The organism is Paenarthrobacter sp. NPDC089714 (assembly GCF_044748905.1).
Classification (GTDB): domain Bacteria; phylum Actinomycetota; class Actinomycetes; order Actinomycetales; family Micrococcaceae; genus Arthrobacter.
In genome coordinates this window covers 823,736-835,797 of sequence record NZ_JBIVGX010000001.1, presented here as the reverse complement: position 1 = coordinate 835,797, position 12,062 = coordinate 823,736, and the positions used below count along the sequence as shown (strand labels likewise).

Below are 12,062 nucleotides of genomic sequence, written 5' to 3'. Positions count from 1 at the left end.
CAGTAATAGATGCAAATGCATCTAGTTTCAGGTACACTGTTGAGCAGGGCCCGGGACTTCGGGCAGGGAGAAAGGCACATCATGCAGATCGGCGTTTTCAGCGTCAGCGACATCACCACCGACCCCACCACGGGCCGCACGCCCACGGAGAACGAGCGCATCAAGGCCTCCGTGGCCATCGCCAAGAAGGTCGAAGAAATCGGCATGGATGTCTACGCCATCGGCGAGCACCACAACCGGCCGTTCTTCTCCTCCTCCCCCACCACCACGCTGGCCTACATCGCAGCACAGACCGAGCGGATTACGCTCTCCACGGCAACCACGCTGATCACCACCAATGATCCCGTGAAGATCGCCGAGGACTTCGCCATGCTGCAGCACCTGTCCGATGGCAGGGTGGACCTGGTCCTTGGCCGCGGCAACACCGCCCCGGTCTACCCTTGGTTCGGCAAGAACATCCAGGACGGGATCGAGCTTGCGATCGAGAACTACAGCCTGCTCCGCAAGCTGTGGGACGAGGACACGGTCAACTGGTCCGGCAAGTTCCGCACGCCGCTGCAGAACTTCACGTCCACCCCGCGTCCGCTCGACGGCGTGGCCCCCTTCGTGTGGCACGGTTCCATCCGCACGCCGCAGATCGCCGAAGTGGCCGCCTACTACGGTGACGGTTTCTTCGCCAACAACATCTTCTGGCCCAAGGAGCACTACCAGCAGCTGATTGGCCTCTACCGTGAGCGCTACGAACACTACGGCCACGGCAAGGCAGACCAGGCGATTGTCGGGTTGGGTGGCCAGTTCTTCATGAGGAAGAACTCGCAGGACGCCGTGAAGGAATTCCGCCCGTACTTCGACAACGCACCGGTCTACGGCCACGGTCCGTCACTGGAGGACTTCACCTCGCAGACGCCCCTGACCGTGGGCAGCCCGCAGGAAGTGATCGAGAAGACCCTCACGTTCCGGGAATTCTTCGGCGACTACCAGCGGCAGCTGTTCCTGATCGACCACGCCGGTCTCCCGCTGAAGACGGTCCTGGAGCAACTGGACCTCTTTGGCGAGGAAGTCCTTCCGGTGCTGCGCAAGGAGTACGCTGACTCGAAGCCGGCACATGTGCCCGACGCTCCAACCCACGCCTCGCGAGTGGCCGCCGCCTTGGAGGCCAGCGTCAGCGAATCCGCCCAGGCCGGAACCGCGGGACGGGAATCCTGATGTCCGGCCCAACAGCCACTGCTTCTTCGGCCGTCCGCCTCGCCGCCGAAACCTGGGAGTCCTTGTTCCGCTCCCAGGTGGCGGTGATGCGCAAGCTGCAATCGGGGCCTGCCTTCAAGGCGCTGCCCGTCAAGGAGTACGACGTCCTGTTCACCCTCTCGCGCTGCCCTTCGGGCCAGCTGCGCCAGAACGAGATCAACGACAAGGTCCTCTTGAGCCAATCCAGCCTCAGCCGGCTGATCGACCGGCTGGAGAAGCGCGGCCTGGTGGAGCGGACAGCAGCGCCCGACGACGGCCGGGGAGTCCTGCTCTCCCTCACCGAAGCGGGCAGGGAGTTGCAAAAAAGCATCGGCCGCGAGCACGTGCGGGACATTGCCCACCTGGTGGCCCCTGCCTTGACTGCCGAGGAACAGCGGGAGCTGCTCCGACTGACGGAGAAGCTGCGGGCGTCCGTGGCCGGCCATCCTGTGGCAGGCGGGAAGTAGTCAGCCCAAGGTGACGTGCTGCCCGGGGTCTTCCCCGGGCAGTTCGCCGTTAACCTCTGCACTGACCTTCAGCGTCTTGAGGGAGAGGCTGCCCCCTACCGTGGACAGGAACGCCGTGTCCGAGGAGTCCCTTCCGGCCGTAATCCGCACCATGGCTTCGCGCGGCGCCAGCCCTGTGGGATCGATGACCTGCCAGCCACCATCGATGTAGGCCTCGGCAACGGCGTGGAAATCCATGGGACTCAGGCCCGGGGCGTACACGGCCGCCAGACGCGCGGGCACGTCCTTGGACCGCAGGAGGGCGATGGCCAGGTGCGCGAAGTCGCGGCACACGCCGCGGCGGTGCAGGAGCGTCTCCACCGCACCGTCCGTGCCACGCGACGAGCCGCTGACGTAGCGCAGCTCCCCGTGGACCCAGTTGCGCACGGCTGAGAGGAGTTCCGTCCCGTGCAGGCCGCCAAACTCGGCATAGGAGGTAGGAAGCAGCCTGTCCGACTCCGCGTACCGGCTCGGGCGGACATAGCGGATCAGTTCCATCGGCCCGGAGGCATCGGGTTCCCCCCTGCCCACCACGGTGGCTTGGTAGTCCACAGTAACTTCGCTCGGCTCCGCGAACTCCATGTAGTGGAAGCGTCCGCCGTGATGGTCCGCAAGCTCGGCGAACGGGACATCATTGCCGTCGCTGGTGATGGAGAGCGTTTCGCTCAGGGATTCGTAGCCGGGGTTGCGGGCCACGGCAATGGCCATGGCAACCTTGGTGTTCGCGACGGTCTTGAAAACGAGCTTGGCAGCTACGTTGCGTTCCATTGATCTCCGGGATGGTTGCGGCGGGACACCCCATGCCGCCATGCGTGTATCGGCCAACAGCAGGACTACAGATTGACCTTCAGAGACAGTAGCATCCGCTGGACGTTTGCGAATTCGGCACCATGCGCCACGTACTTTGCGGCCAGGTCCAAGGTGTCGAAGGACTTGGCGGGCGCCACCTTCTCATCCACGGCGAACGCGTGCAGCGCGGTGACGTCCCCAAAAGCAATATCCCCCTTGCCGGCAGGACCCTGCACGCGGTTACGAAGCTCGCAGGACTGACCATCCGCGCCGGCCACCACATTGGTGATGCCGAACGAGCCGAAGAACTTGTACCCCTGGAGGACCCTGAACACCACGCGGGGTTCGATCGTGCCGGAACCCCCGGAGTGCGGCACATCGAGGGGAACGCTGCTGATCACCACATAGGGTTTGGCCTGCCCCACGGGGCAATCCGCGGGAGCAGCGGCGGGCAGACCTGTTTGCAGGGTTGCCACGTACTTTCCGGCGGCATCCTTCACCTCTACTTTCAAAGCACCGGGAAGGGAACCTGCATCCGGAGCCACTGATTGGACGATCCACTCTTGGGGTACCTCGAAGCTGACGCTTTTCGCCGGATCGGTGTAGGTCTTCCAGGACAGTGCTGTGGGTACGGCCTCCGGCGACGCGGAACCCCCGGGAGCAGCGGAAGGCAGGCTCCCTCCGGAAGGAGGTGCCGGCGTCGTGCTTTCGCCCGACGGCGACGCGGGCACGGTACTGGACTCCGAGCTGTTGGGCCGCGCCGTGGCGGTGTCCGAAACCTGGGGACCCTTGTTCTGGGCCGTGCAGGCTGTCGTCCCGGCCACGAGGACCACGACGGCGGCAGCCAGGGCGGCGATCCGGCCGGCGACGGTGATGGGTTTTGTCATCCCCTCCATGGGGAAAGCCTATCCGGCGCAGGTCCCGCGACACGCACAGGACTAGGCTGTGGACATGGCTCCCGAAAGTACCGACGAATTTTCCGAGTTCGACGACGACATCCCCACCCTGTCCGCAGTGGACGTCGCCGACTGGCGCCTGCGGACCTTCGCGCTGTACCACCATGTGCGGCAGTTGGCGGCGCACGATCCCTTCGACGCCCACAACTACTGGCGGCAGGAGCGGGACCGCATGTTCGCCACCCACCCGGCCTCGGCGCTGACGGATGACGTCAAAGCCTCCTTCTCCGGGCTGCGGACCGCCGACTACGATCCCGCCTTCCGTTTGTACGTTCCGTTGTCGCCGGAGGGCGAAGGACAGGAAATGAACGTGTCCACGGGGACGGACGGTGTCGTTCCCTTCGTCCGTATCGGCACATTCGAGCTTCCGGGACTCGGTTCCCTGGCCGCTTGGCGCCTGCGCAGTTACGGCGGCGGAATCTTCGTACCTTTCCGGGACGCCACTGCAGGGAAGGACGGTGGGAGCTACGGAGCGGGGCGGTACCTCCTGGACACCATCAAGGGAGCCTTCCACGGAGTCCGCCGCAGCGGCGAAGAACAGGAGTTCGTTGTGGACTTCAACTTCGCCTACAACCCCTCGTGCGCCTACAACGAAGCGTGGGCGTGTCCACTCGCGGGCCCGGCCAACCGGCTCGCCTCTGAGATCCCCGTCGGGGAGCTTTACGTACCCGCTTAGTGCTCGTGCAGCGGTCCGTGGTCCGGCGGAGGCGGCGGTGGACCGGGAGGTCCACCATGGCCATGCGGTGGTCGCGGCGGGCCGGGCACCGGTGGGGGTGGTGGAACAGCACCCGGCACGTGCTTGCGCAGATGCGGCGGCGGAAACGGGTGGCGCAGGGGTGGCGGCGCAGGGTGTCCTTGCGGCTGTACGGGCAGGCGATCGGCCGATTCCGAACCGTCCTTGTCGACCTCCGGCGCGGCTGCAGGTCCGCCGTCAGCGCCTGATGTCCCGGACGTCGACGCCGTGGCATCCTGGCCCGATCCAATCAAGGCAAAGTACTCGTAGAGTTCCTTCTCCTGGCCCTCAGTGATGACTCCCCGGTCGTTGTCGATCCTGGGTCCCTTTTCCACCTGGTCCTTGACCACGGCCAGCTTGATGGTGGAGTCCTCAACCTCGGCACCGGCCAACGGCGCGAACGATTCTGAGAGGCCGAAGAAACCCGTCCGAACCGTGACGAAGGCCGGGTCGCCCGACTCGCCACTCAGGAAAATCTGTTCCACCGAACCGATCTTCTCTCCGGCGGAGTCCACTACTGTCCCGCCGTTGGCCACAATGTTGTCCAGGTCCTCAAGACTGAGCATGGTTCATTGTGCCGCACCGAAGACCTGTGCCGCACCAACGGCGAGCGCCAAGAGTGCCACAGCTGCCACAACCGTCAACGGCGCCACGATCAAGCCGAACAACGCGTAGCCACGCCAGCTGATGAGGACATTCATCTTGGTGAGGCGGTCGTGCCACAACAAGGTGGCCAGGGAAGCCCACGGCGTGATGAGGGGCCCGGCATTGACGCCGATGAGCAGTGCACCCGTCCGCAACGGGGACCCGGCCAGAGGCTCAGCCAGCAGGTAGGCAGGGAGGTTGTTCACGATGTTGGACCCCAGGGCTCCCGTGGCGGCCAGCCTGAGCAGTTCCACGAAGCCTTCTCCCTGGCCGGAAAACTGTCCGATGAGCGCAGGCAAGCCAAGGTAGCGAGTGGCTTCCACCACCAGGAACAGGCCCGCGGCAAACAGGAGCAAGGACCACGGCACCAGCTGTATGGTGAGTGACCGGCGACGCCGGATGGCAAACATCACGAGCAGCACAGCGGCGGCCGCTGTCGCTGAGAGCCAGAGCGGAAGTCCCGAAACCAAGGCGGGAAGCAGCAGCGCCAGGACGATGGCCGACGCAAGCAGCAGCACCCGGTCCGTCGGCTGCCCGGAGGTCCCGGCGTCGGGCTTGATCTTGTTCACGGGAACCCGCGCATAGGTGCGCCGCAGGTCCCGCCGGAACACGATGGCGATGAAGGCCAGCGGCACCACGATGGCTGCCAGCGAAGGCGCCCACATGAGTGCGGCGAAGCCGGCAGGGCTGATGCCACCCAGGTTGTGCTGTGCAAGGAGGTTTGTCAGGTTGGACACCGGCAACAGCAGGCTCGCGGTGTTCGCCAGCCACACGGTGGCCAAGGCAAACGGCAGGACCGGGAGTCCGGTCCGCCTGGTGACCGTCACGACCACCGGTGTCAGCAGCACGGCCGTGGTGTCGATGGACAGGAAGATGGTGCTCAGGATGGCGAGCACGGCCAGGAGCAGCCATAAGGCGTAGCTCCGACCACGGCCCCAGTGCCGGAGCCTGCCTGCGATCCATTGGAAAACACCGGCCTCGCTGGCCAGTTCCGTGACAACGGTCATCGCGGCAACAAACCCCATGATGGGAGCCACCCGGTCCACGAGCACGCCCACTTGGTCCCATGGCAGAATTCCCGTTGCCGCGGCAACGCCACCGGCAACCAGCAGGACCGCACCAATGATCGCCAGACGCATGGAACGGATTCTAAGCCCGTGTACTGTGCTCAACCTGCCTGCCGCACGGGAACCGCGTCACACTACCGTAAGCAATGGCGCCCCCAGGGCCGTTGCCCGCAGCCTAGCCTTGAACCATGACCAGATTCCGGAGTCTTGTCCGGGCACACAAGACAGCCACTGCCCTGGCGGGAGCTGCCGTGGCCGTGGCCATAGTGGTGGGGGCAGCACTGTTCCAGCCGTGGCGGCTCTTCACCAGCAGCAGCCTGGACGAAGCACTCCCGGCCGCCCCGGTGGCCGCGAGCTCATCGCCGGTGACGCCTGCTTCTGCTGTCCCGACGGGAACGCCCACGCCAAGCGGACCGATGATCGTCAGCTCGGGCGCGTTCCAATCCCAGGAACACGAGACCACGGGCGCTGCCTGGTTGCTGAAGCTCCCGGATGGCAGCCACGTGCTCCGCCTGGAAAATCTGGCCAGCAGCGACGGGCCGGATGTCAAGGTGTGGCTGAGCAGCCTGGAGGCGGGCGGCGATTGGTTCAAGTACCGCTCAGGCCGCTCTGTGGACCTCGGTCCGGTCAAGGCCACGCACGGAAACCACAATTACGACATTCCTGCCGGAACCGATGTGGCCGGGCTGACATCGGTGGTCCTTTGGTGCGATCGATTCAGCGTCGCTTTCGGATCGGCCCCGCTCGCCTGAGACCCGCACGAGTCGTTGTGGGGCCCGCACTGCGTGCCCAGGCTGCGACCTGGGGCGTGAAACGGCCCTGGTAATGCATGGGAGGACGTAGGATGTCTTCATGACCACCTCGCTTCCCCGTCGCATCGCCCGCATCCGGCCCCTTGAACCCCAGACGCCGGATGAACACTTCTTCGCGTCCAACAATGACAAGGACTTCGATTCGGACGCCGGACAGCAGTGGACGCTCATCGAAACTCCATTCCCCGGATCACGCGCCAACGCGGCCAGCCCGGCCCGGCCCGGCTGGGAAACCGGCACGGTGGTGCACCAGGACCTTTTCACCTTCCTGGCTCCTTCGGTTCCGGCCAACGTGTTCGGCATGGCCCACAACACGGGCCAGCCCGGACGCGACCTGCCACCCCAGGCCTTCCACAAGGCGGCCACGAGCGTGATCGGACCGGATGAGGCCATCCAGCTCAGTTCCACCGTGGGCTATGTGGACCCGGAGGCCGAGCTGACCATCGTTGTCGGCCGGATAGCGCGGGGCCTGACCCTCGAGACGGCGAGGTCGGCCGTCCTGGGGTTCACCATTGGTAACGATGTCTCCGCCCGCGACCTCCAGAAAACCGATGAACTCTGGATCAGCGCCAAGAGCCAGGACACCTTCACCCCGGCCGGACCATGGATCGTCACCGATCTGGATGATTCAAACCTCGCGATCCGGATCGTCCACAACGGCAAGGAGCTCCAGGCCGCGAGCACGGCGGACCTTGGGTGGAAGGTGGACGAGATCCTGGCCTACCTGACGTCCTTCATGACCCTGTATCCCGGCGACCTGGTTCTCACGGGCTTTCCCGCCGAGTGCGCGCGGATCCAGCCCGGGGACGTCGTGTCGTGCCGGGTGGAGGGGATCGGAGAACTGCGCAACCCGGTGATAGAGGCCACGTGGGAGAACCAGCCGGCTTAATGTGTCAGGCTTAAGCCATGGAGACAGCCGCGGACGCCACTGGACTGCGCCCGTCTCCCCCGGCCAAACCGCCCCGCAAACGCCACCGCGGCCTCTTCAAGTACCCGGTTGTCCGTCAGCTCATCCGCTTCACGGGCGTGGGAATCATGTGCACGGCGAGCTCACTGGGCATCTACGCCCTGCTCCGTCCGTGGATCGATCCCCAGCTCGCCAACGCCGTGGCCTTGATCCTGACCTCGCTCATGAACACCGCGCTGAACCGCCGGCTGACCTTCAAGATCACCGGTGGCAAGAAGCGTGCACAGGACCACCTGAACGGCGTGATCGTGATTGTCATTGCGCTGTTCATCACCGGTGGCAGTTTGGGCGTCCTGCACCTGTTCCGGCCTGACGCCACGGTCAGCGAGGAACTCTGGACCACCACGCTGTCAGGGTTTGTTGCCACAGCAGTGCGGTTCACGCTCCTGCGGCATTGGATCTTCCGCCGCGCCCGCCACGTGTAGCAGCGGACAGGTAGCAGCGGCTCAGGTTTGGGCGAGCTTCCGGACACGCCCGACGGCGGTTTCCACGGCTTCCGCTGCCTGCTCCAGCTCGGCCGGGGTAATGGCGGACGTGACGCTGAAACGGACGGCTGTCTGGGCTGTCTCGGCGTCGAGTCCCAGGGCCAGCAACACAGGCGAAGGCGCATCCGAACCGGCGGCACAGGCTGAACCGCTGGAGCACACCACCCCAAGCCGTTCGAGTTCCAAAAGCACCGACTCGCCGCTGGTACCGGGGAAGCAGAAGGACGCTACGGACGACAGTCGCTTGCTGGGGTGCCCGGTCAGGACGGCATCCGGAACGGTGGCCAGGACTGCCGCGATGAACCTGTCGCGCAAACCGGAGACCCGCAAGGCAGCATCGTCTTGTTCTGCACTGGCCAACGTCAGCGCCGTGGACAGCGCAACGGCCCCTGCCACGTTTTCGGTTCCCGAGCGCCGCCCGCGTTCCTGCCCGCCACCATGGACCAGCGGCTCAAGACGCAGTCTGCCCTTGGTGAAGAGCACTCCTGAGCCCTTGGGCGCACCGAGTTTGTGCCCGGACATACTCAGCGCGTCCACGCCAAGCCCTTTCACGTCCAGGGGCAGCCATCCTGCCGCCTGGACGGCATCGGTGTGGAACGGGACGCCGAGTTCGTGGGCCGCGGCCGCAAGTTCGGCCACGGGTTGCACCGTGCCGACCTCGTTGTTGGCGTACATGATGCTGACCAAGGCCGTCTCCGGGCGCAGCACGCTCTTCAGGGCATCCACAGTAACCAACCCGTCGCCGTCCACCGGAATGACATCCACGGCAAACCCATGGACGCGTTCAAGGTAGCGGGCCGATTCCTCGACCGCCGGATGCTCGACGCCGCTGATCGCCACCCGGTTCACCGCCGGATCGGCAGCCTGCCGGGCCAACGCGATGCCCTTGACAGCCAGGTTGTCCGCTTCGGTCCCGCCCGAGGTGAACGTCACCTCGCCGGCCCGGCAGTTCAGGACCTTGGCGACGGCGGAACGGGCGCCTGCGAGCGCCGTCGCCGCTGCTTCGCCCAGGCTGTGGTGGCTTGAGGGGTTGCCGAAGTCGCCGCTGAGGTACGGCCACATGGCTTCGAGAACCTCGCGGCGGACGGGGGTGGTGGCAGCGGCATCGAGGAAAATCACGGAAGGTTCAGTTCGAGTTCGACGTCAAGGCCGAGGTCGAGGGCGGCGACACTGTGTGTGAGGGCACCCACGGAGATGACGTCCACTCCGGTCGCTGCGATTTCGGCCACGGTGGCGAGGTTGACGTTGCCGCTGGCCTCGACGATCGCCCGCCCGTCCACCTGCTTCACGCCGGCGCGAAGCTCCTCAGTGGTGAAGTTGTCCAGCATGATGGTGTCCACTCCCGCCGCCAGGACAGGCTCAATCTGCTCAGCCCTGTCTACTTCCACTTCGAAGTGGGTGGTGTGTCCCAGCTGTTCCTTGGCCGCCAGCAGCAACCCGGTGAGCTTGGTGGAGTCTCCACCGGTCATGACCGCCAGGTGGTTGTCCTTGGCCAGGACGGCGTCGGAGAGGCTGTAGCGGTGGTTCGCTCCCCCGCCGCATCGCACGGCGTAGCGTTCCAGCACGCGGAGTCCGGGGGTGGTCTTGCGGGTATCGGTGATCCTTGCGCGGGTGCCTTCAACGAGCCGGACGAACTCTGCGGTCTTGGTGGCGATGGCGCTCATGCGCTGGACCAGGTTGAGCCCCACGCGTTCTGCCAACAGGACCGAACGGGCACTGCCGCTGACCCGGGCGAGGTGCGCACCGGCGTCGAACGCTTCACCGTCGGCGAGCAGCAACTGGACATCGGTATCAGGGTCGATGAGCTTCATGGCATCGTGGAAGACCGTGCCGCCGCTGAGCACACCGGCCACACGGGCATTGAGCACTGCGGTGGCACGGGCATCTGCGGGGATCAGCACTTGCGAGGTGATGTCCCCGTTGGGCGCGTCTTCGGCGAAGGCACGCTCAAGGATGTCCCGCACGGCTGCGGCGGGGAGGGTCAGGTTAGTCATGGACGAGGCTCGCTTTCCGGCTCATGGTGTAACGCTTGTCAGAATCGTCGACGGCGGCAGGTTCGCTCACGCTGTCGCTGCGGTAGTGCGCTCCAAGGGATCCCCGGCGCTCCCGCGCGGCATGCACCAGCAATTGCGCCGCCAACAGCAGGTTGGCATCCTCGTGCTCGCGCACCACCAAGGACCCAGCCCCACCCAAAGGCAGCACCTCCTCAGCCCAGGCCGCAAGCTGCACCGAGGCTTCCCGGAGCAAAGCGCCGCTGCGAAGCACGCCGGCTTTCGCGGTCATCAACAGCCGCAACGCACCCCTCGAAAACGGCTCGCCGGCAAACGAAGCCTCAATCGGCCCAGGCCCGGGGACCGACTCGAACTGCCAGGCGCCGGACACAGCCAGGGATTCACTTGAGTTGTCCAGGACCGCATGATCGCCGGCGCCAACCAGCGGTGCTGGAGGCCCCGAAAGCGCCGTTGTCGCGTGAGCGGCCGGACCGGCCGCCGAGCTTGCGAGGGGATCGCCGGTCCGAGCCGCGAGCGCAGGCGCCGAGGGACCTGCAGCGCCGCGGCCACGCGCGCCAGCCGCCCCTAGGAACGCACTCACAGCCCGCCGCGCAAACACCAGCCCCTCAAGCAGAGAGTTGCTGGCCAAACGATTAGCCCCCTGCACGCCAGTACAAGCAACCTCACCCGCAGCGTACAACCCCGGAACAGTAGTGCGGCCGAACAGGTCCGTCACCACCCCGCCCATCCAGTAGTGCGCCGCCGGTGCCACGGGAACGCGCTCCTTGGTCCAGTCGATGCCGGCCTGGCGGGTCCGTTGGCTGATGGTGGGGAAGCGCTTCTCCAGGAAGCCGGCGCCGCGCGCTTCCTCCACCACGGTGGCATCGAGGAAGACGTGTCCGTTGGGATCTCCGAGGGCCGCCAGGTGGAGGGCGATACTGCGCGACACGACGTCCCGCGGAGCAAGCTCCGCATCGGGGTGGTAGTCGCCCATGAACCGCTGGCCGTGGACGTCCACCAGGACGGCACCTTCGCCGCGGACTGCTTCGGAAATCAACAGCGGATCGGCGCCTGCCCGGGTTCCGGCAGGAGGAACCATGCAGGTGGGGTGGAACTGGAAAAATTCCAGGTCGGTCACCGCAGCACCCGCACGCCAGGCCAAGGCCAACCCGTCGGCAGTGGCTACGGAGGGATTGGTGGTCTGGGAGAAGAGTTGCCCTGCGCCCCCGGTGGCAAGGAGCACGGCGTCGGCCATGAGCCTCGATTCCCGCCCGTCGCGAAGGTAACTGAGGCCCGTAACCGCACGCCCGGATGCACCTTCATCGGTGAGCAGCGCCGTGACCTGCGCGTGGCCCATCACCGTCAGCCTGCCCTCGGCTTGGAACGCAAGCACGGCACGGATGAGTGCGTCCGCTACCCGGGCACCGGTGGCGTCGCCGCCGGCGTGCAGGATGCGCGGTGCGGAATGGGCGGCTTCGAGCCCCAGGGCGGGGTCGCCGTCGTCGTCCAGGTCGAAACGCACGCCGAAGCGCACCAGGCCGGCCATATCCAGCCGCGCCTCGGTGCACAGCACCCGGACCGCTTCCGGGTCACAGTGACCCGCGCCGGCCTTGAGCGTATCGGCGATGTGGGCCGCCACGGTGTCTCCCGGGGCGGGTTCGTCCAGGACGGCGGAGATGCCGCCCTGGGCGAACCAGGTGTTGCTGTCCTCCAGGGCACCTTTGGTGAGCAGGACGACGTCGGTCCCCGCCTCGGCAGCGAGCAACGCGGCGTACAGTCCCGCAATACCACTGCCAACGACAACCAGTCGCCGTGGAGCGGAGGGGCCGGAGAGGCTCGACGTTCGGGGTGTCGAGATCATGGGGGGCTCGATTCGGCTAGTCCGGT

Annotated in this window: 13 protein-coding genes; 6 read left to right on the top strand and 7 right to left on the bottom strand. The window is 66.1% G+C overall.

The window, feature by feature from the left end; genetic code table 11:
- Positions 1-81 precede the first annotated feature (81 nt).
- Both ACIPY3_RS04065 and ACIPY3_RS04060 read left to right on the top strand, forming a co-directional pair.
- On the top strand, positions 82-1,206 hold the full coding sequence (locus ACIPY3_RS04065) for an LLM class flavin-dependent oxidoreductase (RefSeq protein WP_400330366.1): 1,125 nt from the start codon (positions 82-84) through the stop codon (positions 1,204-1,206).
- Positions 1,206-1,691 carry a MarR family winged helix-turn-helix transcriptional regulator gene (locus ACIPY3_RS04060; protein WP_400330363.1) on the top strand — a complete coding sequence of 162 codons (486 nt, stop codon included), beginning with the start codon at positions 1,206-1,208 and terminating at the stop codon, positions 1,689-1,691. Before ACIPY3_RS04065 ends, ACIPY3_RS04060 begins: the two co-directional genes overlap by 1 nt.
- Here ACIPY3_RS04060 and ACIPY3_RS04055 read toward each other — a convergent pair whose 3' ends face one another.
- Positions 1,692-2,498 carry a transglutaminase family protein gene (locus ACIPY3_RS04055; RefSeq protein WP_400330360.1) on the bottom strand — a complete coding sequence of 269 codons (807 nt, stop codon included), beginning with the start codon at positions 2,496-2,498 and terminating at the stop codon, positions 1,692-1,694.
- A gap of 65 nt (positions 2,499-2,563) precedes the next feature.
- Positions 2,564-3,415: a hypothetical protein gene (locus ACIPY3_RS04050; RefSeq protein ID WP_400330359.1), complete on the bottom strand. Its 852-nt coding sequence runs from the start codon at positions 3,413-3,415 to the stop codon at positions 2,564-2,566.
- Between the two features lie 55 nt (positions 3,416-3,470).
- Between ACIPY3_RS04050 and ACIPY3_RS04045 the strand changes: the two genes are divergently transcribed.
- On the top strand, positions 3,471-4,151 hold the full coding sequence (locus tag ACIPY3_RS04045) for a DUF1684 domain-containing protein (RefSeq protein ID WP_400330356.1): 681 nt from the start codon (positions 3,471-3,473) through the stop codon (positions 4,149-4,151).
- Here ACIPY3_RS04045 and ACIPY3_RS04040 read toward each other — a convergent pair.
- Positions 4,148-4,774 carry a PRC-barrel domain-containing protein gene (locus ACIPY3_RS04040; protein ID WP_400330353.1) on the bottom strand — a complete coding sequence of 209 codons (627 nt, stop codon included), beginning with the start codon at positions 4,772-4,774 and terminating at the stop codon, positions 4,148-4,150. The two genes, ACIPY3_RS04045 and ACIPY3_RS04040, sit on opposite strands and share 4 nt — an antisense overlap.
- Positions 4,775-4,777: 3 nt before the next feature.
- Positions 4,778-5,992 carry an SLC13 family permease gene (locus ACIPY3_RS04035; protein WP_400330351.1) on the bottom strand — a complete coding sequence of 405 codons (1,215 nt, stop codon included), beginning with the start codon at positions 5,990-5,992 and terminating at the stop codon, positions 4,778-4,780.
- Positions 5,993-6,108: 116 nt separating this feature from the next.
- Between ACIPY3_RS04035 and ACIPY3_RS04030 the strand changes: the two genes are divergently transcribed.
- The 3 genes from ACIPY3_RS04030 (at position 6,109) to ACIPY3_RS04020 (ending at position 8,124) form a co-directional block, all read left to right on the top strand.
- Positions 6,109-6,672 (top strand): DM13 domain-containing protein, encoded by a 564-nt coding sequence (locus ACIPY3_RS04030; protein WP_400330348.1) that lies wholly within the window; start codon positions 6,109-6,111, stop codon positions 6,670-6,672.
- A 100-nt stretch (positions 6,673-6,772) separates the two neighbouring features.
- Positions 6,773-7,621 (top strand): fumarylacetoacetate hydrolase family protein, encoded by an 849-nt coding sequence (locus ACIPY3_RS04025; RefSeq protein ID WP_400330345.1) that lies wholly within the window; start codon positions 6,773-6,775, stop codon positions 7,619-7,621.
- A 17-nt stretch (positions 7,622-7,638) separates the two neighbouring features.
- Positions 7,639-8,124, top strand: a complete 486-nt coding sequence (locus ACIPY3_RS04020) for a GtrA family protein (protein WP_400330343.1) — start codon at positions 7,639-7,641, stop codon at positions 8,122-8,124.
- 21 nt (positions 8,125-8,145) lie between these two features.
- On the opposite strand, the gene ACIPY3_RS04015 is transcribed toward ACIPY3_RS04020, so the two are convergent.
- From ACIPY3_RS04015 to nadB, 3 genes are read right to left on the bottom strand one after another with little or no spacing between them, the layout of a single operon-like run.
- Positions 8,146-9,303 (bottom strand): cysteine desulfurase family protein, encoded by a 1,158-nt coding sequence (locus ACIPY3_RS04015; RefSeq protein WP_400330340.1) that lies wholly within the window; start codon positions 9,301-9,303, stop codon positions 8,146-8,148.
- Positions 9,300-10,178: a carboxylating nicotinate-nucleotide diphosphorylase gene (gene nadC, locus ACIPY3_RS04010; protein WP_400330338.1), complete on the bottom strand. Its 879-nt coding sequence runs from the start codon at positions 10,176-10,178 to the stop codon at positions 9,300-9,302. The genes ACIPY3_RS04015 and nadC overlap by 4 nt, the downstream gene beginning before the upstream one ends.
- Positions 10,171-12,036: an L-aspartate oxidase gene (gene nadB, locus ACIPY3_RS04005; RefSeq protein ID WP_400330335.1), complete on the bottom strand. Its 1,866-nt coding sequence runs from the start codon at positions 12,034-12,036 to the stop codon at positions 10,171-10,173. Before nadB ends, nadC begins: the two co-directional genes overlap by 8 nt.
- Positions 12,037-12,062: the final 26 nt, after the last annotated feature.

Coding starts and splice junctions, on each gene's coding strand:
- ACIPY3_RS04035 (WP_400330351.1), bottom strand. CDS start 5,992: ATGCGTCTGGCGATCATTGGTGCGGTCCTGCTGGTTGCCGGTGGCGTT.
- ACIPY3_RS04065 (WP_400330366.1), top strand. CDS start 82: ATGCAGATCGGCGTTTTCAGCGTCAGCGACATCACCACCGACCCCACC.
- ACIPY3_RS04020 (WP_400330343.1), top strand. CDS start 7,639: ATGGAGACAGCCGCGGACGCCACTGGACTGCGCCCGTCTCCCCCGGCC.
- ACIPY3_RS04045 (WP_400330356.1), top strand. CDS start 3,471: ATGGCTCCCGAAAGTACCGACGAATTTTCCGAGTTCGACGACGACATC.
- ACIPY3_RS04055 (WP_400330360.1), bottom strand. CDS start 2,498: ATGGAACGCAACGTAGCTGCCAAGCTCGTTTTCAAGACCGTCGCGAAC.
- nadC (WP_400330338.1), bottom strand. CDS start 10,178: ATGACTAACCTGACCCTCCCCGCCGCAGCCGTGCGGGACATCCTTGAG.
- ACIPY3_RS04040 (WP_400330353.1), bottom strand. CDS start 4,774: ATGCTCAGTCTTGAGGACCTGGACAACATTGTGGCCAACGGCGGGACA.
- ACIPY3_RS04030 (WP_400330348.1), top strand. CDS start 6,109: ATGACCAGATTCCGGAGTCTTGTCCGGGCACACAAGACAGCCACTGCC.
- ACIPY3_RS04060 (WP_400330363.1), top strand. CDS start 1,206: ATGTCCGGCCCAACAGCCACTGCTTCTTCGGCCGTCCGCCTCGCCGCC.
- nadB (WP_400330335.1), bottom strand. CDS start 12,036: ATGATCTCGACACCCCGAACGTCGAGCCTCTCCGGCCCCTCCGCTCCA.
- ACIPY3_RS04025 (WP_400330345.1), top strand. CDS start 6,773: ATGACCACCTCGCTTCCCCGTCGCATCGCCCGCATCCGGCCCCTTGAA.
- ACIPY3_RS04050 (WP_400330359.1), bottom strand. CDS start 3,415: ATGGAGGGGATGACAAAACCCATCACCGTCGCCGGCCGGATCGCCGCC.